The organism is Streptomyces sp. NPDC013187, from assembly GCF_042899705.1.
Classification (GTDB): Bacteria; Actinomycetota; Actinomycetes; order Streptomycetales; family Streptomycetaceae; genus Streptomyces; species Streptomyces hawaiiensis_A.
This window is the reverse complement of sequence record NZ_JBIBAF010000003.1, coordinates 124267-145277: the sequence shown is the minus strand read 5'-3', so window position 1 is coordinate 145277 and position 21011 is coordinate 124267. Positions and strand designations below refer to the sequence as shown.

Annotated in this window: 20 protein-coding genes and 1 riboswitch; of the genes, 7 read left to right on the top strand and 13 right to left on the bottom strand. The window is 71.7% G+C overall.

What is annotated here, in order from left to right; genetic code table 11:
• The first annotated feature begins 9 nt into the window (after window positions 1–9).
• Window positions 10–468 carry a DUF3093 domain-containing protein gene (locus ACFY5B_RS06665; RefSeq protein WP_389965447.1) on the top strand — a complete coding sequence of 153 codons (459 nt, stop codon included), beginning with the start codon at window positions 10–12 and terminating at the stop codon, window positions 466–468.
• 118 nt (window positions 469–586) lie between these two features.
• On the opposite strand, the gene ACFY5B_RS06660 is transcribed toward ACFY5B_RS06665, so the two are convergent.
• From ACFY5B_RS06660 to ACFY5B_RS06645, 4 genes are all read right to left on the bottom strand, one after another.
• Window positions 587–1558 carry a hypothetical protein gene (locus tag ACFY5B_RS06660; RefSeq protein ID WP_389965445.1) on the bottom strand — a complete coding sequence of 324 codons (972 nt, stop codon included), beginning with the start codon at window positions 1556–1558 and terminating at the stop codon, window positions 587–589.
• Window positions 1559–1571: 13 nt separating this feature from the next.
• Window positions 1572–1868: a DUF4193 domain-containing protein gene (locus tag ACFY5B_RS06655; RefSeq protein WP_003993510.1), complete on the bottom strand. Its 297-nt coding sequence runs from the start codon at window positions 1866–1868 to the stop codon at window positions 1572–1574.
• 406 nt (window positions 1869–2274) lie between these two features.
• Window positions 2275–3522 (bottom strand): sensor histidine kinase, encoded by a 1248-nt coding sequence (locus ACFY5B_RS06650; RefSeq protein ID WP_389965442.1) that lies wholly within the window; start codon window positions 3520–3522, stop codon window positions 2275–2277.
• A 6-nt stretch (window positions 3523–3528) separates the two neighbouring features.
• Window positions 3529–4182, bottom strand: coding sequence for a response regulator transcription factor (locus ACFY5B_RS06645; RefSeq protein ID WP_053670977.1), 654 nt, complete (start codon window positions 4180–4182; stop codon window positions 3529–3531).
• Window positions 4183–4596: 414 nt separating this feature from the next.
• Between ACFY5B_RS06645 and ACFY5B_RS06640 the strand changes: the two genes are divergently transcribed.
• The gene (locus tag ACFY5B_RS06640) at window positions 4597–4770 is read left to right on the top strand and encodes a hypothetical protein (RefSeq protein ID WP_167526644.1); all 174 of its coding nucleotides are present in this window, start codon (window positions 4597–4599) and stop codon (window positions 4768–4770) included.
• Between the two features lie 118 nt (window positions 4771–4888).
• Here ACFY5B_RS06640 and ACFY5B_RS06635 read toward each other — a convergent pair whose 3' ends face one another.
• Both ACFY5B_RS06635 and ACFY5B_RS06630 read right to left on the bottom strand, forming a co-directional pair.
• The gene (locus ACFY5B_RS06635; RefSeq protein ID WP_389965438.1) at window positions 4889–5704 is read right to left on the bottom strand and encodes an inositol monophosphatase family protein; all 816 of its coding nucleotides are present in this window, start codon (window positions 5702–5704) and stop codon (window positions 4889–4891) included.
• Between the two features lie 8 nt (window positions 5705–5712).
• Window positions 5713–6840, bottom strand: a complete 1128-nt coding sequence (locus tag ACFY5B_RS06630) for a ferrochelatase (RefSeq protein WP_389965435.1) — start codon at window positions 6838–6840, stop codon at window positions 5713–5715.
• A 173-nt stretch (window positions 6841–7013) separates the two neighbouring features.
• On the opposite strand from ACFY5B_RS06630, the gene ACFY5B_RS06625 reads away from it, so the two are divergent.
• The 3 genes from ACFY5B_RS06625 to sepH all read left to right on the top strand — a co-directional run bounded on the left by ACFY5B_RS06625 (window position 7014) and on the right by sepH (window position 11085).
• A complete protein-coding gene (locus ACFY5B_RS06625; protein ID WP_389965432.1) occupies window positions 7014–8252 on the top strand; it encodes an MFS transporter in 1239 nt (412 codons plus the stop codon).
• Complete coding sequence (locus tag ACFY5B_RS06620) at window positions 8212–9531, top strand: D-arabinono-1,4-lactone oxidase (protein ID WP_389965429.1); 1320 nt, start codon at window positions 8212–8214, stop codon at window positions 9529–9531. The genes ACFY5B_RS06625 and ACFY5B_RS06620 overlap by 41 nt, the downstream gene beginning before the upstream one ends.
• Before the next feature lie 516 nt (window positions 9532–10047).
• Window positions 10048–11085: a septation protein SepH gene (sepH, locus tag ACFY5B_RS06615; protein ID WP_104781224.1), complete on the top strand. Its 1038-nt coding sequence runs from the start codon at window positions 10048–10050 to the stop codon at window positions 11083–11085.
• Window positions 11086–11163: 78 nt separating this feature from the next.
• Here the strand turns inward: sepH and ACFY5B_RS06610 are convergent, their stop codons facing one another.
• Complete coding sequence (locus ACFY5B_RS06610) at window positions 11164–12015, bottom strand: sulfurtransferase (protein ID WP_389965425.1); 852 nt, start codon at window positions 12013–12015, stop codon at window positions 11164–11166.
• 250 nt (window positions 12016–12265) lie between these two features.
• On the opposite strand from ACFY5B_RS06610, the gene ACFY5B_RS06605 reads away from it, so the two are divergent.
• Window positions 12266–13069 carry a VOC family protein gene (locus ACFY5B_RS06605; RefSeq protein ID WP_389965422.1) on the top strand — a complete coding sequence of 268 codons (804 nt, stop codon included), beginning with the start codon at window positions 12266–12268 and terminating at the stop codon, window positions 13067–13069.
• Window positions 13070–13090: 21 nt separating this feature from the next.
• Here the strand turns inward: ACFY5B_RS06605 and ACFY5B_RS06600 are convergent, their stop codons facing one another.
• From ACFY5B_RS06600 to ACFY5B_RS06585, 4 genes are all read right to left on the bottom strand, one after another.
• Window positions 13091–13741, bottom strand: coding sequence for a thymidine kinase (locus ACFY5B_RS06600; protein WP_389965419.1), 651 nt, complete (start codon window positions 13739–13741; stop codon window positions 13091–13093).
• A gap of 64 nt (window positions 13742–13805) precedes the next feature.
• Window positions 13806–15002: an alkaline phosphatase family protein gene (locus ACFY5B_RS06595; protein WP_389965416.1), complete on the bottom strand. Its 1197-nt coding sequence runs from the start codon at window positions 15000–15002 to the stop codon at window positions 13806–13808.
• Window positions 15002–15586: a DUF5998 family protein gene (locus ACFY5B_RS06590; protein ID WP_389965413.1), complete on the bottom strand. Its 585-nt coding sequence runs from the start codon at window positions 15584–15586 to the stop codon at window positions 15002–15004. Before ACFY5B_RS06590 ends, ACFY5B_RS06595 begins: the two co-directional genes overlap by 1 nt.
• A 51-nt stretch (window positions 15587–15637) precedes the next feature.
• Window positions 15638–18472 carry a GNAT family N-acetyltransferase gene (locus ACFY5B_RS06585; RefSeq protein WP_389965410.1) on the bottom strand — a complete coding sequence of 945 codons (2835 nt, stop codon included), beginning with the start codon at window positions 18470–18472 and terminating at the stop codon, window positions 15638–15640.
• A 176-nt stretch (window positions 18473–18648) separates the two neighbouring features.
• On the opposite strand from ACFY5B_RS06585, the gene ACFY5B_RS06580 reads away from it, so the two are divergent.
• The gene (locus tag ACFY5B_RS06580; RefSeq protein ID WP_003993478.1) at window positions 18649–18930 is read left to right on the top strand and encodes an HPr family phosphocarrier protein; all 282 of its coding nucleotides are present in this window, start codon (window positions 18649–18651) and stop codon (window positions 18928–18930) included.
• 159 nt (window positions 18931–19089) lie between these two features.
• Here ACFY5B_RS06580 and ACFY5B_RS06575 read toward each other — a convergent pair whose 3' ends face one another.
• Both ACFY5B_RS06575 and ACFY5B_RS06570 read right to left on the bottom strand, forming a co-directional pair.
• The gene (locus ACFY5B_RS06575; RefSeq protein ID WP_389965407.1) at window positions 19090–19785 is read right to left on the bottom strand and encodes a GntR family transcriptional regulator; all 696 of its coding nucleotides are present in this window, start codon (window positions 19783–19785) and stop codon (window positions 19090–19092) included.
• A gap of 221 nt (window positions 19786–20006) precedes the next feature.
• Window positions 20007–20795 (bottom strand): M23 family metallopeptidase, encoded by a 789-nt coding sequence (locus ACFY5B_RS06570; RefSeq protein WP_389965404.1) that lies wholly within the window; start codon window positions 20793–20795, stop codon window positions 20007–20009.
• A 12-nt stretch (window positions 20796–20807) separates the two neighbouring features.
• Window positions 20808–20972, bottom strand: a riboswitch (cyclic di-AMP (ydaO/yuaA leader).
• Between the last annotated feature and the right edge of the window lie 39 nt (window positions 20973–21011).

Below are 21011 nucleotides of genomic sequence, written 5' to 3'. Positions count from 1 at the left end.
GCTAGGCCCATGCAGCTCTCCGCCGCTCCGTACGAAGAACGCCTGACCGCTCCGCGGACCTGGTGGCTGATCTCGTTCCTCGTGGGCGTCTCGATGGCCCTGATCCTGCTCCCGTTCGGCACCCTGCCGATGCTCGGCGGCCTGGCCGGGGGCACCGCGGTCGCGGCCGTCGCCGCGAGCTCGTACGGCTCGGTGCGCATCCGCGTGGTCGGCGACTCCCTGATCGCGGGCGAGGCGAAGATCCCACTGGCGGCCCTGGGCGAGGCGGAGGTCCTGGACGCGGAGGAGGCCCGCGCCTGGCGCACCTACAAGGCCGACCCGCGCGCCTTCCTCCTGCTGCGCGCGTACATCCCCACGGCTCTGCGCGTGGAGGTCACCGACCCGCAGGATCCGACTCCGTACCTGTACCTGTCCACGCGCGAGCCGGAGCGCCTGGCGGAGGCCCTGCGGACGGCGAAGCCGGAGTAGCACACCGGGACGACCGGAGTAGCACACCCGGACGAGGCGTCACCCGTCCGCCGTGCCGACGGCTGTCGGCTCCTCGACGGGCAACGCGCTCGTCGACTCCGTGCGTAAGGCCGCGTTCTCAGGGGCCGTCGCCGTGCTTGCCGCCGGGTCCGCCGTCGCGCCGGTGGTCCGTGTGGCGGCCCAGCGGGTCGTGCGTGATCTCGCCCATCTCCAGGGCGTCCACCGGACGTTCCAGGGCGGGAAGCGCCTCCAGGGCCTCCCAGGGCACCTGGATCTTGCGCAGGTCCCCTCGGATCCGGCCCGCCAGCTTTCTCGTCTCGCCACGGTTCATGACCGCCCCTACGGCGGCTCCCACCAGGAACGGCATCAGGTTCGGCATGTTGCGGACCATGCGCTTCATGATCCGCTGCCGCAGTTCGCGCTTCATGCGGCTGTTCAGCGCCGTGCTGAAGGTCGACGGCTTGGAGGCGTCGATGCCGCGCTCCCCCGACCAGGAGTCGAGGTACGCGGTGCTGCGCTGCTTGAGATTGCCGGGCGGCCGTACGCCGTAGACCTCGTGGAGTTCGGCGATCAGCTTCAGTTCGATCGCCGCGACGCCGGTGACCTCTGCGGCCAGTTCCGTCGGCATCGCCGGGGGCACGGGGAGCATCGCGGCCGCGCCGACACCGGCTCCGACCGTCGCCGTCGCCTTCGCCGCGCCCGCCACGAGCTTGTCCGCCAGCTCCTCGGGGCCGAGGCCCGGGAACTGCCTGCGCAGGGTCGCCAGGTCCCGTACGGGGACGCGCGGGGCCAGTTCGATGATCCGGTCGGCGAGGTAGGCGAGTCCCGCCCGGGCCCGGTCGCCGCCCCTGCGGGCGCCTGCTCTGGCCCGCTCGCGGATCGCCCCCGCCCGCCGTCTCGCGACGGGTGCGGGGACGTCCACGGATGCCGGGAGGTCGCCCCGGTCCGCTGCGGGTTCGAGCGAGGCCGTCCCCGAACCGGTTGAGCCTCGCTCGTCGTCACGCGCGCCGTACTGCGGGCCGTCGATCGGCCCTTCGTCCGCTTTTCGCTTGGAGAAGCGGCGCTTCCAGGGAGGGGTCGAGCCAGTCACGGCCGACCCGCCCTCAGTCGCAGTCGCGGCAGATCGGCTGACCGTTCTTCTCCCGGGCCAGCTGGCTGCGGTGGTGCACCAGGAAGCAGCTCATGCAGGTGAACTCGTCCTGCTGCTTCGGGAGCACCCGGACGGCCAGCTCCTCGTTCGAGAGGTCGGCTCCGGGCAGTTCGAGGCCTTCGGCGGCCTCGAACTCGTCGACGTCCACGGCGGAAGCCGACTTGTCGTTCCTCCGGGCCTTCAGCTCTTCGAGGCTGTCCGAGTCGACGTCGTCGTCGGTCTTGCGTGGAGTGTCGTAATCGGTTGCCATGGTCGCTCTCCCCCTCTGGGTGTCTGCGGTGTCTCCAGCGCACGTAACGCGTGAGAGGCCGGACTTGTGCCCGACCTGAGGCGGAGATTTTGCCTCACATCAAGGTCTGTTACTCAATCGACACCCAACCGGACTCCTGACGAGTGATCGGCTTGGATGGCGATGGGGACCGTACACGGTCCGAATGCTGCACGCCAAAGGCGTCTCACCGTGTACTTCCCGTGATCAAGACCCCCGAAAACCGGGATTTTCCCGGCTTTACGGCAGCGCGCATGATCACGGAGAGTAGATGGCCGGAAAGGCGTCCCTGTGATCGATCACACACGGTGCACGCGCGGTGAAGGCTCAGAAATTCCGCGCAAAGCGAACATCCCCGTGTGCCGCCGAGTTGATCGGCGACATGATCTCAGATGGGCAGCGTAACGCGCATGACGAGTCCACCCCCTTCACGCGGCTGGGCATAGATGTGCCCGCCGTGCGCCCGGGCCACGGACCGGACGATGGACAGCCCGAGTCCCACGCCCTTGTCGCTGCCCGTCCGCTCCGTGCGCAGCCGCCGGAACGGCTCGAAGAGGTTGTCGATCTCGTACGCCGGCACCACCGGTCCCGTGTTGGAGACGACCAGGACCGCCTGGCCGTGCTCGACCTCGGTGGTGACCTCGACCCAGCCGCCCTCCGCCACGTTGTAGCGCACGGCGTTCTGGACGAGGTTGAGCGCGATCCGCTCCAGCAGCACGCCGTTGCCCTGCACGACCGCGGGCTTCTGCTCGCCCCGGATCACGACGCCTTTGCTCTCGGCCTCGCCGTTCACCTGGTCGATGGCCTGCGAGGCGACCTCGGCGAGGTCCACGGGCCCCCGCTCGACGATCTGGTTGTCACTGCGGGCGAGCAGCAGCAGGCCCTCGACGAGCTGCTCGCTGCGCTCGTTGGTGGCCAGCAGCGTCTTGCCGAGCTGCTGGAGCTCCATCGGCGCGTTCGGGTCGGACAGGTGCACCTCCAGGAGCGTGCGGTTGATCGCCAGCGGCGTCCGCAGCTCGTGCGAGGCGTTGCCGACGAAGCGCTGCTGGGCCGTGAAGGCGCGCTGCAGCCGCTCCAGCATGTCGTCGAAGGTGTCCGCCAGCTCCTTCAGCTCGTCGTCCGGGCCGTCCAGCTCGATCCGGCGGGACAGGTCGGAGCCCGCCACCGCTCGCGCGGTGCGAGTGATCCGGCCCAGCGGCGACAGGACGCGGCCGGCCATCGCGTAGCCGAAGGCGAAGGCGATGACCGCCAGGCCCAGCAGCGCCAGCAGGGAACGGCTGAGCAGGTTGTCGAGTGCGACATGACGCTGGTCGTCGATGCACTGGCTGATCGCCGCGTTGAATTCGGCGAGCGTCGTGCTGGCGGAGTTGACGGCAGGGCAGCGATCACTGGCCACCTTGATCTCCGTGCCGCCGACGATCTTGAAGAGCGGCTCGTTACCGGTGTTGAGCGCCTGCGCTGCCAGCAGGTAGATGATCGACAGCAGAAGGATGCCGGCGATCAGGAACATGCCGCCGTAGAGCAGCGTGAGCCTTATGCGGATGGTCGGGCGCAGCCACGGGAAGGGCGGCACGGGCCTTCGGGGGTCCCAGGTGGGCTTGGGGGGCGCCTGCGGGGGCGCGGGAGTCGTTGCCACGGGGTATCAGATCCGGTAGCCGGAGCCGGGGACGGTGACGATGACGGGGGGCTCGCCCAGCTTGCGGCGCAGGGTCATGACGGTCACGCGCACCACGTTCGTGAACGGGTCCGTGTTCTCGTCCCAGGCCTTCTCCAGGAGCTGCTCCGCGGAGACCACGGCGCCCTCGCTGCGCATCAGCACCTCCAGGACGGCGAACTCCTTGGGAGCGAGCTGGACCTCCTGGCCGTCGCGGAACACCTCCCGCCGGTTGGGGTCGAGCTTGATCCCGGCGCGCTCCAGGACGGGCGGCAGGGGCACGCTGGTGCGCCGGCCGAGGGCCCGCACCCTCGCGATGAGCTCACTGAAGGCGAACGGCTTGGGCAGGTAGTCGTCGGCGCCGATCTCCAGTCCCTCGACCCGGTCGCTGACGTCGCCGGAGGCCGTCAGCATCAGCACGCGCGTGGGCATGCCCAGTTCGACGATCTTGCGGCAGACGTCGTCACCGTGCACGACCGGGAGGTCGCGGTCGAGGACGACCACGTCGTAGTCGTTGACGCCGATGCGCTCCAGGGCGGCCGCACCGTCGTACACGACGTCGACGGCCATGGCCTCCCGGCGCAGTCCGGTGGCCACCGCATCGGCGAGCAGCTGCTCGTCCTCGACGACGAGTACGCGCACGTTGCTGGTCCTTCCTCATGTCCACCCGCGTAGCCCTTCACCGGGCACACGTGGGCAGGGGTCTTCGACAGTGCTCGGTGTGTTGCCCTCCATCCTGCCCTTTTCGGCCATAAGTCGGAGGTAAGGCGGGTGAGAGCTACGTGGCCCCGAGGGGGAATACGAGATTTTCTCCCCGGGTTAGGTTTCCACGGAAGGGACCTTGGGGAGGACGGCTTTACATCCCACGATCACGCTCTGCTGGCGCCGCACCACCATGCGGTGCGCATCAATCCGCTTTCCGCAGGGCGGCGTGGGTGTCCGGCACCGTCGCCGCCCGGCCGAACGGCGCTGGGCATCCACCTGCGGCGTGATCGTCCCTTCCGAACGGCACACCCCCGTGCCATCGACCCACGACCCAGGACGAGGGGGCGCAGCATGGACGCATTCACCGCAGGACTTCTGCAGCGCATAAGGGCGACCGAGTCCGATCTGTCCCGGGCTCGCGACGAGGGCGACGAGTTCCTCGTCGACGTGGAGCAGGGCGAACTCGACGACCTGCGCCGTCTCGCCGCCGAGCACGGTGTGCAGGTCGGCGCGACGAGCGTCTGATCACTCGGTACGCGGCGGGCCCCGGCGAATCCAGCGCCGGGGCCCGTCGCGTTGTCACAGAGCGCGTTCACCCGGTGTTCATCGCGCCGTCGGCCGCGGCCGGGCAGCCCCGGCCTCCTCAGTCGTGCCAGGCTCCGAAATCCTCCAGGAGCCGCTGGAGGGGCTCGAAGACCCCGGGGGCACCCGCTACCGCCAGAGCGCCCGACGGGCGCTCTCCGGGGCGTCCACCGGTCAGCGCACCCGCCTCCCGGGCGATCAGGTCCCCCGCGGCTAGGTCCCACGGGTGCAGGCCGCGCTCGTAGTAGCCGTCGAGGCGTCCGGCGGCGACGTCGCACAGGTCGACCGCCGCCGAGCCGCCGCGCCGGATGTCGCGCAGCAGCGGGATCAGCCGCTGGGCCACGTCGGCCTGGTGGGCGCGGACGTCGGCGACGTAGTTGAAGCCCGTGGAGACCAGCGCCTGCTCCAGGGGCGGTGCGGGGCGGCAGGCCAGCCTGCGCTCGCCGTCCCAGGCGCCGGTGGCCCAGGCCCCGCGACCGCGCACGGCGTGGAACGTCTCACCGCGCATCGGGGCCGTGACGACTCCGACGACGGTCTCGCCGTCCTGCTCGGCGGCGATGGAGACGGCCCAGGTGGGCAGCCCGTACAGGTAGTTCACCGTGCCGTCGAGCGGGTCGATCACCCAGCGGACGCCGCTCGTGCCTTCCGTCGCGGCGCCCTCCTCGCCGAGGATGCCGTCGTCCGGGCGGTGCTCGGCGATCAGGCCCGTGATCAGCTTCTCCGCCGCGATGTCCATCTCGGTGACGACGTCGATGGGGCTGGACTTGGTCGCGGCGACCGCGAGGTCGGCCGGACGCCCGTCCCGCAGCAGCGCACCGGCGCGGCGGGCCGCCTCCTGGGCGAGTTCGAGCAGGTCCGTGTGCAGGGGGTCGGTCACGGGGCTCCTCACGCGTAGGTGCTGTCGGCGCCCGCGGCGGCGGGCCGGGGGGCGCGGGCGGGGCAGCAGCCGACCGGGCAGAGGTTGTGGCTGGCCCCGAGGGCGCCCAGGGCGCACGGCGTGACGTCCTGCCCGCGTTCGGCGGCCGCGCGCTCCACGACGAGCTCGCGGATCGCGGCCGCGAACCTCGGGTCGGCGCCGACGGTGGCCGAGCGCCGCATCGGCAGTCCGAGCTCCTCGGCCCGGGCCTCGGCTTCCGTGTCGAGGTCGTAGAGGACCTCCATGTGGTCGGAGACGAAGCCGATCGGGGCGATGACGACGGCCGGGACGCCGGCCGCGTGCCGCTCGTCCAGGTGGTCGCAGATGTCGGGCTCCAGCCACGGGATGTGCGGGGCGCCGGAGCGGGACTGGTAGACGAGCTGCCAGGGGTGGTCGACGCCGGTGCGCTCCCGGACGGCGTCGGCGATCTGCTGCGCCACGTCCAGGTGCTGCCTCACGTACGCGCCACCGTCGCCGTGCTCCTCGACGGGGCCGGAGGTGTCGGCGGAGGCCGTCGGGATCGAGTGGGTCGAGAAGGCGAGGTGTGCCCCGTCCCGGACGTCCTCGGGAAGCTCGGCGAGGGACCGGAGCACGCCGTCGATCATGGGCTCCAGGAAGCCCGGGTGGTTGAAGTAGTGCCGCAGCTTGTCGACCTTCGGCAGCTCCAGGCCCTCCGCCTCCAGGGCCGCGAGCGCGTCGGCGAGGTTCTCGCGGTACTGGCGGCAGCCGGAGTACGAGGCGTAGGCGCTGGTGGCGAGGACCAGGATGCGGCGGCGGCCGTCGCGGACCATCTCGCGCAGGGTGTCCGTCAGGTACGGCGCCCAGTTGCGGTTTCCCCAGTAGACCGGCAGGTCCAGGCCGTGGTCGGCGAAGTCCTTGCGCAGGGCGTCCAGCAGGGCGCGGTTCTGGTCGTTGATCGGGCTGACGCCGCCGAACAGGAAGTAGTGCTGCCCGACTTCCTTGAGGCGTTCCTTGGGGATGCCGCGCCCACGCGTCACGTTCTCCAGGAACGGAACCACGTCATCCGGGCCTTCCGGGCCGCCGAACGAGAGCAGGAGCAGGGCGTCGTAGGGGCTGACATCGCGCGCGTCTGGCATGAGTCGATCCTGCCACCCTGCACCGACAGCCGGGAAACGGCGGGGTGACACCCGCGCGGCGACGGGCGGGCCCGGGGCGATCCGGCGCCGGGCCGGACGGGTGCATCCGGGCGTTCGGGGCCGTAAGCTGTGTCGACTGCGTTCGCAGCTTACTGAGCCCTTCGGAGACCCCGTTGCCCAGCCCCTACCGCGCCCTGTTCGCAGCCCCAGGCTCCAAGGGTTTCTCCGCCGCGGGCTTCCTGGGCCGGATGCCGCTGTCGATGATGGGCATCGGCGTGGTCACGATGGTCTCGCAGCTCACCGGGCGGTACGGGCTGGCCGGTGGCCTGTCGGCGACCATCGCGATGGCCGCCGCGGTGGCCGGGCCGCAGGTCTCCCGGCTGGTGGACCAGTACGGGCAGCGGCGGGTGCTGCGTCCGGCCACGCTGATCTCGCTCGCGGCGGCGGCCGTCCTGCTGTTCGCCGCGCACTACGGGTGGCCTGACTGGGTGCTGTTCGTGGCCTGTGCGGGCATCGGCTGCGTACCGAGCGTCGGCGCGATGATCCGGGCCCGCTGGGCGGCGCTGTACCGCGGCACGCCGCAGCTGCACACCGCGTACTCCTTCGAGTCGGTGGTGGACGAGGTGTGCTTCGTCTTCGGTCCGATCATCTCCATCGGTCTGTCCACGGCCTGGTTCCCGGAGGCCGGCCCGCTGCTCGCCGCCTGCTTCCTGGCCGCGGGCGCGTTCTGGCTGACCGCGCAGCGCGCCACCGAGCCCGAGCCGCACCCGCGGGAGCGCACGGGCGGGGGCAGCGCGATGCGCGCCCCGGGACTGCAGGTCCTGGTGGCCACCTTCGTCGCCACCGGCGCGATCTTCGGGGCGGTCGACGTGGTCACCGTGGCCTTCGCCGACGAGCAGGGCCACAAGGCCGCGGCGAGCGTCGTCCTCGCCCTGTACGCGGGGGGTTCCTGCGTCGCGGGCATGTTCTTCGGGCTGCTGCACTTCGCCGGGGCGCCGGAACGTCGGTGGCTGCTGGGCGTATGTGCCATGGCCGTGAGTATGATCCCCCTCCTACTGGTCGGAAACTTGCCGTTTCTGGCCGTGGCGCTGTTCGTTGCGGGACTGTCCATCGCTCCGACGATGATCACGACGATGTCCCTCATCGAAGAGCACGTACCACGCGCGCAGCTCACCGAAGGCATGACCTGGGTGAGCACCGGGCTCGCGGTGGGGGTCGCACTCGGCTCCTCCGCGGCCGGCTGGGTGATCGACGCGGCCGGGGCGCGTGCGGGGTACGGGGTTCCGGCGGTGGCCGGGGCCGTCGCGGTCGCGGTGGGTTTCCTCGGGTTCCGCCGGCTCAAGCGACCGGCACCGGGTCGGGGAGGCTCCGTTGAGCAGCACAGCGAACGGAAAGAACGGCACGTGGCGTAACTGGGGCGGCAACGTCTCAGCGCGTCCCGCGCGAGAGGTCACCCCTGCCTCCGTCGACGAGCTGGCCGCCGAGGTGCGGCGGGCCGCCGAGGACGGTCTGAAGGTGAAGGCGGTCGGCGCCGGGCACTCCTTCACGTCCATAGCCGCGACGGACGGTGTGTTGATCCGTCCTCAACTGCTGACCGGGATCCGCAGCATCGATCGCGAGAACATGACGGTCACGGTGGAGGCCGGCACCCCGCTCAAGAGGCTCAATGTGGCCCTCGCGCGTGAAGGCCTGTCGCTCACGAACATGGGCGACATCATGGAGCAGACGGTCTCCGGGGCCACCAGCACCGGCACGCACGGCACGGGCCGCGACTCCGGCTCGATCGCCGCCCAGATCAAGGGCTTGGAGCTGGTCACCGCCGACGGTTCGGTTCTCACCTGCTCCGAGCAGGAGAATCCGGAGGTCTTCGCCGCCGCCCGCATCGGCCTCGGCGCCCTGGGTCTCGTCACCGCGATCACCTTCGCCGTCGAGCCGGTCTTCCTGCTCACGGCCCGCGAGGAGCCGATGCCGTTCGACCGGGTCCTCTCCGACTTCGAGGAACTCTGGGCCGAGAACGAGCACTTCGAGTTCTACTGGTTCCCGCACACCGGCAGCACCAACACCAAGCGCAACAACCGCAGCGCGGGCCCGGAGAAGCCTGTGCCCCAGCTCAAGAGCTGGATCGAGGACGAGTTCCTCTCCAACGGGGTTTTCCAGGTGGCCAACTGGGTCGGCCGCGCGGTGCCCGCCACGATCCCCGCGATCGCCCAGATCTCCAGCAAGGCCCTGTCCGCGCGGACCTACACGGACATCCCCTACAAGGTCTTCACGTCGCCGCGCCGGGTGCGCTTCGTGGAGATGGAGTACGCCGTGCCGCGCGCGGCCGTCGTCGAGACGCTGCGCGAGCTGAAGACGATGGTCGACCGCTCGGGCCTCAGGGTCAGCTTCCCCGTCGAGGTGCGCACCGCCCCCGCCGACGACATCACGCTGTCCACCGCCTCCGGCCGGGACAGCGCGTACATCGCCGTCCACATGTTCCGGGGCACGCCGTACCAGCGGTACTTCACGTCCGCCGAGCGCATCTTCACCGCCCACGAGGGCCGCCCGCACTGGGGCAAGATCCACACCAGGGACGCCGAGTACTTCTCCCGGGTGTATCCGCGCTTCGGCGAGTTCACGGCGCTGCGGGACCGCCTCGATCCCGACCGGCTGTTCCAGAACGACTACTTGCGGAGGGTTCTTGGGGCGTAGGAGGCGCACTGAGGTGGCGCTCCCCCGCGCCCTCGCTCCCCGTGCTACTCGGAGTCGGGGCGGTGCAGGGCGTCGTGCGCGCTGCGGCAAGGCACGACCACGCACCCCCGGCCTGACCCTTGGTTCCGATTTTGGTGATTACGTGAAGTACCCCACGTTCAAGATCGCGAGATGCGGGCAGGAGAGGCCAAGTCCCACCCGTTGACAGAAGTTGGGCGGCGCGCCGATCCACGTACGTGGCCCGAATGGAGTACTGTTGCGAGCCCTGGGTCCGGTCTCCCGTCAGGGTGCACAGGGCCTTTAGGACCGCCGGGAGGGGGCTAGTTGCACAGGGTGACAGAGTTCGTCACTTAGCGTTGCGAATAGGTAACCGTGCCATAACGGCGATCCAGGGCCCGCGCCCGACACGCCGGGCAACTCGGCAAGGTTGTGGCAGGCTGCACCCGGGCAGGCCACACTCGACTAGCGGAAGCAGCGACGCACGTGACGTCGGCAGGCACCACCCGGGAGGTCCCCATGCCCGAACTGCGTGTCGTGGCCGTCTCGAATGACGGCACACGGCTGGTGCTGAAGGCTGCCGACTCTACGGAGTACACGCTTCCGATCGACGAACGCCTGCGCGCTGCCGTGCGCGGCGACCGTCCCCGTCTCGGCCAGATCGAGATCGAGGTCGAGAGCCACCTCCGCCCCCGCGACATCCAGGCGCGTATACGTGCCGGCGCGACCGCGGAAGAGGTCGCGCAGATGGCAGGCATCCCCGTCGACCGGGTGCGCCGCTTCGAGGGCCCCGTGCTCGCCGAGCGCGCCTTCATGGCCGAGCGGGCCCGCAAGACCCCCGTCCGCCGCCCCGGCGAGAACTCCGGGCCGCCCCTCGGCGAGGCCGTGCAAGAGCGGCTGCTGCTGCGCGGCGCCGACAAGGACACCGTCCAGTGGGACTCGTGGCGTCGCGACGACGGCACCTGGGAGGTCCTGCTGGTCTACCGCGTCGCGGGCGAACCGCACTCGGCGAGCTGGACATACGACCCACCCCGGCGACTCGTCCAGGCCGTCGACGACGAGGCGCGCTCGCTGATCGGCGAGTCCGACGACCTGTCCGCACCCGAGCCCAGCTTCCCGTTCGTCCCCCGGATCGCCCGGCTGCCGCGCGACAGACCCCTGGACCGCCCCGAACGCGAGCGGCCCAGTCTGCCCGCGCAGGCGTCCGAGCCGATCGAGGAGACCACCGGCGAGAGAGACTCGCTGACAAGCCTGCTCGAGGCGGTGCCGAGCTTCCGCGGCGACCTGGTGGTTCCGGAACTCCCCCCGGCGGAGACCGAGGAGGAGCCCGTCGTCGTCGCCGAGGTCGAGGAGGAGGAGCCTCCGGCTCCCGCGGCCTCGGCCGGTTCCGCCTACGCGGACGTCCTCATGCCGCGCAGTGTGGGCAGCCATCGTGACCGGCTCATCGGTGCCACCGACCGCCAGGCCGAAGCGGACGGAGTACGCCCCGGCCGCAGGGCGGCCGTCCCGAGCTGGGACGAGATCGTGTTCGGCACACGGCGCAAGAAGCAGGAGTAGCCGGGCCGGATCTCGAACGAGTCATGCCGAGAAGGAGGGGGCCACGCCGTCCGGGCGCGGCCCCCTCCTCAGGTCGGATCACTGCGGGTCCGCACCGACGGCGACCGGCCGGTCCGGGTCCGAGGACCACTCCGACCAAGACCCTACGTACAGCTCGGCCGGGATGCCGGCGGCCGCCAGGGCCAGCACCTGGTGGGCGGCGGACACCCCCGAACCGCAGTACACGCCTACCCGTGAACCCTCGGTGACACCGAGCCCCTTGAACCGCTCCCGCAGCTCCCCGGCGGGAAGGAAACGCCCGTCGGCCCCCACGTTCTCCGTGGTGGGCGCCGACACCGCGCCCGGGATGTGCCCGGCCACGGGGTCGATCGGCTCCACCTCACCGCGATACCGCTCCCCCGCCCGCGCGTCCAGCAGCACCCCTGACCGTGCCAGCGCCGCGGCGGCATCCGCGTCGAGCAGCCCCGTCGCCCCCGGCTCGGGCACGAAGTCACCCTCCGCCGGATCCGGCACGGACGTCTCCAGCGGCCCTTCCCAGGACGGCAACCCGCCGTCGAGGACTCGCACATCCGGGTGACCCGTCCAGCGCAGCAGCCACCACGCCCGGGCCGCCGCCCACCCCTGGCCGCCGTCGTAGACGACTACCGGCGTTCCGGCCGAGACGCCGGCCCGGCGCATCGCGGCACCGAAGCGCGTGAGGTCGGGCAGGGGGTGCCGGCCGCCCTCGCCCGGCGCGGAGGCCAACTCCCGGTCCAGGTCGACGTAGACGGCTCCGGGCAGGTGCCCTGCCTCGTACGCGGCCCGGCCGTCGAACGGCGGCTCGCCGGCCGCCCTGGCCGCGGTGAGCTGCCAGCGGACGTCGAGCAGGACCGGCGGGCGGTCGCCCGTGAGATCCCTGGCGAGGTCGGATGCGGAGATGATGGCGTTCATGGTCCCCATCCTCGCGCACGGGGGTGGCCGAGTCGTCCGGGTCCGGCTACTCTGCTCGGCCGGAGCGGGGCGATCACGCGGCGTACGGGAACAGGCACATGCTGTACAGCTGAGCGACACCCGCCGACAAGCGCGCCGTGAGCACAGGTGCCCGCACATCGGGCATTCTCCAGGGCAGGGGACGCCCCACAAAGCCGCCCCACCAGGCCGCGGAGAGCACGGCCACCGCGAGGCCGAGAAGAGAGTGACGATGACCGACGCACGGGGGTCCGCCGGGCCGAACAGCGACACACCCGCTCGGCACGCGCCCGGCGTGCCCTGCTGGGTGAGCCTGATGGTGCACGGCCCGGACGCGACCGAGGAGTTCTACGGAGCGCTGTTCGGCTGGGAGTTCCAGCCGGGCCCCCAGCAGCTCGGGCCCTATGTGCGCGCGCTGCTCGACGGGCGCGAGGTGGCCGGGATCGGACGGCTGCCGCCGGACCGCCATCTGCCGATCGCGTGGACCCCCTACTTCGCCTCGGAGAACGTGGATCTGACGGCCGAGACGGTGCGCAGCCGCGGCGGCACGATCGGAGTGGGCCCGCTCGACGCGGCCGACGCAGGCCGCCTGGCCATCGGCTCCGACCCCTCCGGCGCGGTCTTCGGCATCTGGCAGGCCGCCGCGCACCTCGGCATCGCCGTCGCGGGCGTTCCCGGCACACCCGCCTGGAACGAACTGCTGACCTTCGAGTCGGCCGGCGTCGCCAAGTTCTACCGCACGGTGTTCGGCTACGAGGAGGAGCCGGTGGTCTCCGCCGACGTCGACTACGTGTCCCTGCACCTCGGCGGCGAACCCGTCGCCGGAATCCACGGCCTCGGGCGCGCCCTGCCCCGCGACCGGGGACCGCACTGGGTCACGTACTTCCAGGTGGCCGACGTCGACGACGCCCTGGAGCACCTGGACCAGCTTGGCGGGCAGGTCCTCAAGCCGGTGCACGACACGGCCCACGGGCGGGTGGCGCATGTGTCGGACCCGGAAGGGGCGCGGTTCGCGCTGCTGCAACGCCCGAGTTGAGGCCGGCGAGCCGGCCGCGGGTCAGGCGGACGTCACCGGCAGCACGTCCGGGGACAGGGCCGCCGCGCGGGACGTCGCCGCGGTCATCCGGCGACGGTGATGACGCCGGCACAAGACCTCGTAGCCGACCTCGTCCGCGGAGTGGGTGACGTCGCCGACGACCACCTGGGCGCCTTCGACGACCATCACCCCGCCTATCGTGCGGGCGTTGTGGGTGGCGCGGGCTCCGCACCAGCACAGGGCCTCGACCTGGAGGACCTCGACCCGGTCGGCCAGTTCCACCAGCCGCTGCGAGCCGGGGAACAGCTTGGAGCGGAAGTCCGTCGTGATGCCGAAGGCGTAGACGTCGAGGCTCAGGTCGTCGACCACACGCGCGAGTTGGTCGATCTGCTCCGGCGCGAGGAACTGCGCCTCGTCGGCGATCACGTAGTCCGCACGGCCGCCCCGCGAGAGGTGGTCGACGAGGTGGCCGTAGAGGTCCTGCCCGTCCCCGACCTCCACCGCGTCCGTCACCAGGCCGAGGCGCGAGGACAGCTTGCCCTCGCCGGCGCGGTCGTCGCGCGAGTAGATCATGCCCTGCAGGCCGCGCGCCGAGCGGTTGTGCTCGATCTGGAGAGCCAGCGTCGACTTCCCGCAGTCCATCGTTCCGCAGAAGAACACCAGCTCGGGCATGTGGAGTTGAGCACCTTTCGGCGTGGGAGGGCGGGGCGTGGGGTGGGCTTGGGGCGGGACTGTCTCAGGAGCGTACTTCGAGCAGGGGGACCAGCTGCTCGGCGGGGGTCATCGAACCGTGGTTGCCGACCATCGCCGACTCCTTCGGCTCGCGCTCGGAGGCGATGAGCAGGACGTCGTCCCGGGCGGCCGCGACCACGTCGCCGATCCTGCCGTACACCCGCTCGTCGACCCGCGGGCCGAACCAGCCCGCGGCGATGGCCTCGTCGCGCGAGGCCACCCAGAACTGCTCGCCGAGCACCTCGCGCCAGCAGGTCAGGACGTCGTTGGCCGCGCCGGGCACCGCGTAGACGTGGCGGGCACGGCCCTCGCCGCCGAGCAGGGCGACACCCGCGCTCAGCTCCCAGTCCTCGTCGAAGTCGATGCGGTGCTGCTCGTCGAAGGGCACGTCGATCATGCCGTGGTCGGCGGTGACGTAGAGGGCGCTGCGCGGCGGCAGTTGCTCGGCCAGTCGCTGGACCAGGCGGTCGGCGTACATGAGCTGGCCGCGCCAGGTGTCGGAGTCGACGCCGTAACGGTGGCCGGCGCCGTCGACCTCGGCGAAGTAGGTGTACACCAGGGAGCGGTCGCCCGCGGCCAGTTGCTCGGCCGCCAGGTCCATACGGTCCTCGCCGGACAGCCGCCCGAGGAACGTTCCTCCACTGAGCGCGACCTTGGTCAGCGGGGTGTTCTCGAAGGTCGGGGACGACACCTGCGCGGCGTGCACCCCGGCGGCGTGCGCCAGCCGGAAGACCGTGGGGTACGGCTGCCAGGGGCCGGGCGGCGCCCACGGCTGCCAGCGCAGCTGGTTCATCAAGTCGCCGGTGTCCGGGTTGCGGACGGTGTAGCCGGGCAGGCCGTGCGCGCCCGGGGGCAGGCCGGTACCGACGGAGGCCAGGGAGGTCGCGGTGGTCGCCGGAAAGCCGGCGGTGAGCGGACGTCCGGTGCCACCGCGGGAGGTGGCGAGCAGGGACGTCATGAAGGGAGCGTCCTCGGGGTGCGCCCTCAGCTGCTCCCAGCCGAGGCCGTCGATCAGGAACACGCAGTTGCGGTCGGCGGGGGTCAGCTCGGTGATCGAGGCGCTCATGTCCGGTACGCCCAGGCTGGCCGCCAGGGTGGGCAGGAGGTCGGCGAGTGATCCGCTGCCGTACTCGGGGACCGGTGCGGAGGCGATGGTGAGCGGTTCCGGGTGCTGGTCCCAAGTCGTATCGAGCTGTGCCATCAGCTCGCGTCCGCGGTCGCCTCGGAGAGGGCCTGCGCGAAGGCGAGCGCCTCCCGCACGGTCTCCGGTCCGTCCCCGGCCTCGCTGACGCGCAGGCTGAGGTCGTCCGCCGTCGAGTTGCCGGTGTAGCCGTGGTCGGCCTCGCAGTTGGGGTCGCCGCAGGCGGCCGGCTCCAGGTCGATGCGCGAGACGGCGCCCCAGCCGATGGTGAGGACGACTTCACGGGGCAGGGTTCCCGGCTTGTACGACTCGGGGTTGGCGACCACGCGGCTGACCACGACCGACGAGATGCGGCCGATCTTCACGGACTCGGTCGACGTCGTGGCGTACGGCGTCGGGGAGGTGCTGTCGGCGGCCTGCTCGTCGGTGTGGCTGACGATGAAGCGGGTGTCCGTGAGGACGAGCACCGTCACGTGCCGCCGTACCTCGTTCTGGTCGAACGTCGTCTCCTGGTGGACCAGGTACGACCGCATGGGCTCACCGCCCACGGCGGCCTCCACCGCCTCGGCCACGAGGGCCGGGTAGTAGCCGCTGCGCTCGATCGCCGCCCGCAGCCCCTGGGTCGTCGTACTGGTCTTGGCCATGACGCCCATCCTACGGGGGACCACTGACTGCGAGGGACCGCTCGCCCCCGGTCAGTACGCGGGGAGCGTGCGCGGGCCGAGGTCGTCGCGGACGGGAGGGGGCGCGAGACGGACGGAGGCGCCGAGAACGCTCAGGCCGTGCGAGGCGACGACGACCGGCTCCAGGGTGACCGCGACGACCTCGGGGTGGTCGTCGACCAGCCGGGACACCCGCAGCAGCAGCTCCTCCAGGGCCCGGGTGTCGGCCGGTGCGGAACCGCGCCAGCCGAACAGCAGGGGGGCGGTGCGGATCGAGCGCACCAGCGAGGTCGCCTCCCGGTCGGTGACCGGGATCAGCCGGTGCGCGGTGTCCCCGAGCAGTTGTGAGGCGGCCCCGGCGAGCCCGAAGGAGAGCACGGCTCCGGCCGCGGGGTCGATGACGGCCCGTACGACGACGTCAACGCCGCGTGGCGCCATCCGCTGCACCACCGGCCGCAGCTCCTCCGGCGTACCGAACAGCTCGGTCAACTCCGCGTAGGACCGGCGCAGTTGGTCCTCGTCCGCGAGGTCGAGGCGGACGCCGCCCAGGTCGGCGCGGTGCCTCAGGTGCGGGGCGGTGGCTTTGAGGGCGACGGGGTAGCCGAGGGTGCGGGCGGCCTCGACGGCGGCGTCGGGGGTCGGGGCGGGCAAGGCGCGGTGGACCTGTATGCCGTAGTGGCCGAGGAGGTCGCAGGTCTCGTCGGTGCCGAGTGTGAGCCCCTGCCCGCGCGCTAGGAGGCCTCCGATCAGTTCCGCGGCGCCCTTTTCCTGGATGTCGTCGTACTCGGGCACCTTGCCGGGGTCGGCGGCGTCGCGCCGCCACTGCGCGTAGGTGACGGCCTGGCCGAGGGCGCGGACGGCGCGCTCCGCGGCGGGGTAGGCGGGGATCAGGTGGGCGTCTTCGGGGGCCTCGGCGTCGACCTTGGCCTCCGGAGCCGGGGGCCGTCGTCCGGTCGGTGCCGGCTGTGGGACGTCGTCGGCGTCCGCTGCGGCCTGCGGTGCCGTGCTCGCCGCCGCCGACAGGGCCTCCGCCAGGCCGCCGAGCTCCACGTGGACCACCAGGACCGGCTTGGCCGGGGCCGCGGCCGATGCCGAGCTCAGGGCCTGTGCGAGAGCCGCGTCGCCGATGGAGCCCTCCCCCACCGCCGGTATGGCGGTGACGACGACGGCGTCGCACCGGTCGTCGGCGAGTGCGCGGGACAGGGCGGCGTGGAAGTCCGCCGCGGAGGCCGCGGTGGTCAGGTCCTGCGGGGGATGCGGCCGCAGACCCTCGGCGAGGCACGCGTCGTACGTGAGCAGGCCGAGCGACTCCGAGTTGCCCAGGATGGCCACCCTGGGGCCGGGGGGCAGGGGCTGGCGGGCGAGCAGCAGGCCCGCGTCCACCAGCTCGGTGATGGTGTCGACGCGGATGACGCCCGCCTGCCGCAGCAGGGCCGAGACGGTCTCGTGCGACAGCCGGGTCGCCCGGACGGCGTGCCCCTGGGGAGCGGCCGCGTGCCGCGCGCCCTGGACCACGACCAGCGGTTTCGCCGCGGCGGTCCGGCGTGCGAGGCGGGTGAACTTGCGGGGATTGCCGATGGACTCCAGGTACATGAGGACGACGTCGGTGTCGGGGTCCTCGTACCAGTACTGCAGGACATCGTTGCCGGAGACGTCGGCGCGGTTGCCGGAGGAGACGAAGGTGGAGACGCCGGTCACGCCCGTGACGCCGCCGCCGCGCCGGTGCAGCCGGGACAGCAGGGCGATGCCGATGGCGCCGGACTGGGCGAACAGGCCGATCCGGCCGGGGCGCGGCACCTCGGGGGCGAGGGAGGCGTTGAGCCGTACCCGTGGGGAGGTGTTGATGATGCCGAAGGCGTTCGGGCCGATGATCCGCATGCCGTACGTGCGCGCGTGCCGCACGAGGGCGCGCTGGCGTTCGCGCCCCTCGGGACCGCTCTCGGCGTACCCGGCGGAGACCACGACCAGCCCCTGCACGCCGTGTTCGCCGCACTCGGTGACGACCTCGGGGACGTGCTCGGCCGGGACGGCGACGACCGCGAGGTCCACGGGGCCGTCGATGTCCCGGACCGAGCGGTGGGCGGGCACCCCGTCGAGCTCCTTCTGCTCCTCGGGGAGGGCCTTGTTCACGGCGTAGAGGCGGCCGGTGTACCCGGCGTCCTGGATGTTGCCGAGGACGCTGCGGCCCACGCCGCCCGGCGTGCGGCCCGCGCCGATGACGGCGACCGACCCGGGGGCGAGGAGCCGCTGCACGGAGCGTGCCTCGGCGCGGTGTTCGCGGGCGTACTGCACGGCGAGGGAGCGGTCGGTGGGTTCGAGGTCGAACTCCAGACGGACGACACCGTCCTCGAAGCTGCGCTTCTGCGTGTAGCCGGCGTCCGTGAACACCTTGATCATCTTGGTGTTGGCGGGCAGCACCTCGGCGGCGAAACGGCGGATGCCGCGCTCGCGGGCGACGGCGCCGATGTGTTCGAGCAGGGCGGAGGCGACCCCGCGGCCCTGGTGGGCGTCCTGCACGAGGAAGGCGACCTCGGCCTCGTCGGCGGGTGCGGACGCGGGTGTTCCGTCGGCGCCGATCCGGTCGTAGCGTACGGTGGCGATGAACTCGCCGCCGACCGTGGCCGCGAGTCCCACCCGGTCCACAAAGTCGTGGTGCGTGAAGCGGTGGACGTCCTTGGCGGACAGGCGAGGGTACGGCGCGAAGAAGCGGTAGTACTTCGACTCGTCGGAGACCTGCTCGTAGAAGCTGACCAGGCGATCGGCGTCATCAACGGTGATGGGCCGGATGCGCGCGGTGCCCCCGTCGCGCAGCACCACGTCGGCTTCCCAGTGGGCGGGATACTCATGCCGGTCCGGCGAGGTCTGCATGGGCCCCAGAGTACGGCTAGCGCCTGACAACGGCGCGAGGCAGTCTGTGGAGGGCGTCAGTCGGGTCGAGGCCGCGATCCGACGGCATCCCCGGAGTGGAACGCGAGGACCGCTCCGGGCGGGCTTCACGATATGGGAAACTGGTCTAGACAACGAACACCGAAGGGCAGCAACACATGGCTGAGCGCCGCGTCAACGTCGGCTGGGCCGAGGGCCTCCACGCCCGCCCCGCCTCCATCTTCGTCCGAGCCGCCACGGCCGCAGGCGTCCCGGTGACGATCGCCAAGGCTGACGGCAACCCCGTCAACGCGGCCTCGATGCTGGCCGTCCTCGGCCTCGGCGCCCAGGGGGGCGAGGAGATCGTCCTCGCCTCCGACGCCGAGGGCGCGGACGCCGCCCTCGACCGGCTGGCGAAGCTGGTCTCCGAGGGTCTCGAGGAACTGCCCGAGACCGTCTGATGTCCTGAGCGCCCGATGCGGCGCACAGCGAAGGGCTCGTCCGAATTCACCGGGCGGGCCCTTCGCCATTCCGGTCCACACGGAACATGAATTCCCGTCTTCGAGCAGCAGAAATAAGCCCCTCGGGAATTGGTCACTCTTTTGTATACGGCTGTCGTGTTAATGCCGCAGGCTCGCCGTGTTTACGGCATGTTGCGAGTTCCTCACACGGTCGGCGCGATCCTCGGCGGAACCGAGGCGCAGGCGGTGCGCGCCGATCGCGCGCTCGGTGTGCAGCGCCGTGACCGCCCGCGCGCGCTCGCCGTCCCCGCGCGCCACCGCGTCCACGATCGCGCCGTGCTCCGTCCAGGACTCCACCGGGCTGAGCGGAGCCTCCACGGCGTACATCCACGTGATCTTGTGGCGGAGCTGGGTGAGCATCGAGGTCAGGGCGGGGCTGCCGGAGGCCTGGGCGAGCGTCTCGTGGAACCAGGCGCCCAGGGAGCGCAGGTCGTCGCTGTTGCCGCGGCGGGCCCGGTCCTGGCCCAGCCGGACCAGTCCACGCAGGACTTTCAGATGCGCCTCGGTGCGGCGCTGGGCGGCGCGGGCCGCACCGAGCGGCTCCAGGAGCATCCGCATCTCCAGCAGGTCGGCGGCCTCCTGCTCGGTGGGTTCGGCCACGCACGCGCCCGCGTGCCGGCGGGTCACCACGAAGCCCTCGGCCTCCAGCGTGCGCAGCGCCTCCCGGACGGGCACCCGCGAGACGCCGTAGCGGCGGGCGAGGAGTTCCTCGGTGAGCCGGCTGCCGCGTGTGTGGACACCCGCGACGATGTCGTCCCGGATGGCCGTGCACACCGAGTGCGCGGGAATACGCATGACCGACCTCCGCTTAATCCCCGTGAAACGCCGACGAGCGGCGCGTGATTCTGTGACTCTATTGCAATGAGCCGGAATTTCCGACGGCAGGCGAGAATCCAGGGATATTTTTTGGACAGCGGACATGCGGCGGGCATCCGAAGGCACCCCGCGGGCATCCGGAAACACCGAAAGCCCCGGCTCGGGGAGCCGGGGCTTCGGGAACGGCGGAGAGGTTCCGGTCAGACGCCGACGCCGTGCGAGCGGAGGTAGGCGACCGGGTCGATGTCCGAGCCGTACTCGGGGCTGGTACGGGCCTCGAAGTGCAGGTGCGGGCCGGTGACGTTGCCGGTCGCGCCGGACAGGCCGATCTGCTGGCCGGGCGTGACCTGCTGGCCCACCGAGACGCCGATGGAGGACAGGTGGCCGTACTGGGTGTACGTCCCGTCGTTCATCTTGATCACGATCTGGTTGCCGTAGGAGCCGCCCCAGCCGGCCTCGACGACGGTGCCCGCGCCGACCGCGTGCACGGAGGTGCCGCTGGCGGCGTGGAAGTCCACGCCGGTGTGGCTGCCGGAGGACCACAGGCCGCTGCTGGCCTTGTAGCCGGTGGAGACGTACGAACCGGAGATCGGGGCGACGTAGGCGTTGAGGCGCTTGCGCTCGGCCTCGCGGGCGGCGCGCTCCTTGGCCTCGCGGGCCTTCTCGGCCGCTTCCTTGGCCTTCTCGGCCACCTCGGCGGCCCGCTTGCGGGCGGCCTCCTCGGCCTTCTGCTTGGCGGCGGCCTCCTCGGCGGCCTGCTGCTGCGCGACGGCCTGGGCGTCGATCTGCTGGGCCACGGTGTCACCCATGGTGACGACCGGGGTGAGGCCGGTCTGCTCGGCGCTGGGCTCGGCGGCGAAGGCCGCGGGGGCGGCCACGGTGCCGATCACGCCGGTGGTGGCGAGGGCCGCGACACCCGCCGCGCGGGCGGTGCGGCGCTGGATCTTGCTGGGACGACGGTGCTTCCCGGTGGCGCGAGTGAACGCCATGTGGTGGCTGGTCCTTTCCTTCCCTCTCGCCTACCGGGTTAGCTGACGGGTTCGGAGCAGGAAGGTCTCCTACGGACTCCCTCGCGGCACGCGCGGGCGTCCGATTCACCCCAGGGACTGCGGTGGGTCCCCGGCTCCCCTGGCTCGCGCCGTACGGGGACTCGGCGATGACTGTCCGGTGCCGCGGGTGCGGCGCACTGCCTGACGAACAGCCCG

Excerpts from the sequence above, each read along its gene's own strand:
- ACFY5B_RS06580 (WP_003993478.1), top strand. The coding sequence starts at position 18,649 with ATGGCTGAGCGCCGCGTCAACGTCGGCTGGGCCGAGGGCCTCCACGCC.
- ACFY5B_RS06575 (WP_389965407.1), bottom strand. The coding sequence starts at position 19,785 with ATGCGTATTCCCGCGCACTCGGTGTGCACGGCCATCCGGGACGACATC.
- ACFY5B_RS06655 (WP_003993510.1), bottom strand. The coding sequence starts at position 1,868 with ATGGCAACCGATTACGACACTCCACGCAAGACCGACGACGACGTCGAC.
- ACFY5B_RS06585 (WP_389965410.1), bottom strand. The coding sequence starts at position 18,472 with ATGCAGACCTCGCCGGACCGGCATGAGTATCCCGCCCACTGGGAAGCC.
- ACFY5B_RS06630 (WP_389965435.1), bottom strand. The coding sequence starts at position 6,840 with ATGCCAGACGCGCGCGATGTCAGCCCCTACGACGCCCTGCTCCTGCTC.
- ACFY5B_RS06610 (WP_389965425.1), bottom strand. The coding sequence starts at position 12,015 with ATGAACGCCATCATCTCCGCATCCGACCTCGCCAGGGATCTCACGGGC.
- ACFY5B_RS06595 (WP_389965416.1), bottom strand. The coding sequence starts at position 15,002 with ATGGCACAGCTCGATACGACTTGGGACCAGCACCCGGAACCGCTCACC.
- ACFY5B_RS06600 (WP_389965419.1), bottom strand. The coding sequence starts at position 13,741 with ATGCCCGAGCTGGTGTTCTTCTGCGGAACGATGGACTGCGGGAAGTCG.
- sepH (WP_104781224.1), top strand. The coding sequence starts at position 10,048 with ATGCCCGAACTGCGTGTCGTGGCCGTCTCGAATGACGGCACACGGCTG.
- ACFY5B_RS06665 (WP_389965447.1), top strand. The coding sequence starts at position 10 with ATGCAGCTCTCCGCCGCTCCGTACGAAGAACGCCTGACCGCTCCGCGG.
- ACFY5B_RS06570 (WP_389965404.1), bottom strand. The coding sequence starts at position 20,795 with ATGGCGTTCACTCGCGCCACCGGGAAGCACCGTCGTCCCAGCAAGATC.
- ACFY5B_RS06590 (WP_389965413.1), bottom strand. The coding sequence starts at position 15,586 with ATGGCCAAGACCAGTACGACGACCCAGGGGCTGCGGGCGGCGATCGAG.
- ACFY5B_RS06640 (WP_167526644.1), top strand. The coding sequence starts at position 4,597 with ATGGACGCATTCACCGCAGGACTTCTGCAGCGCATAAGGGCGACCGAG.
- ACFY5B_RS06605 (WP_389965422.1), top strand. The coding sequence starts at position 12,266 with ATGACCGACGCACGGGGGTCCGCCGGGCCGAACAGCGACACACCCGCT.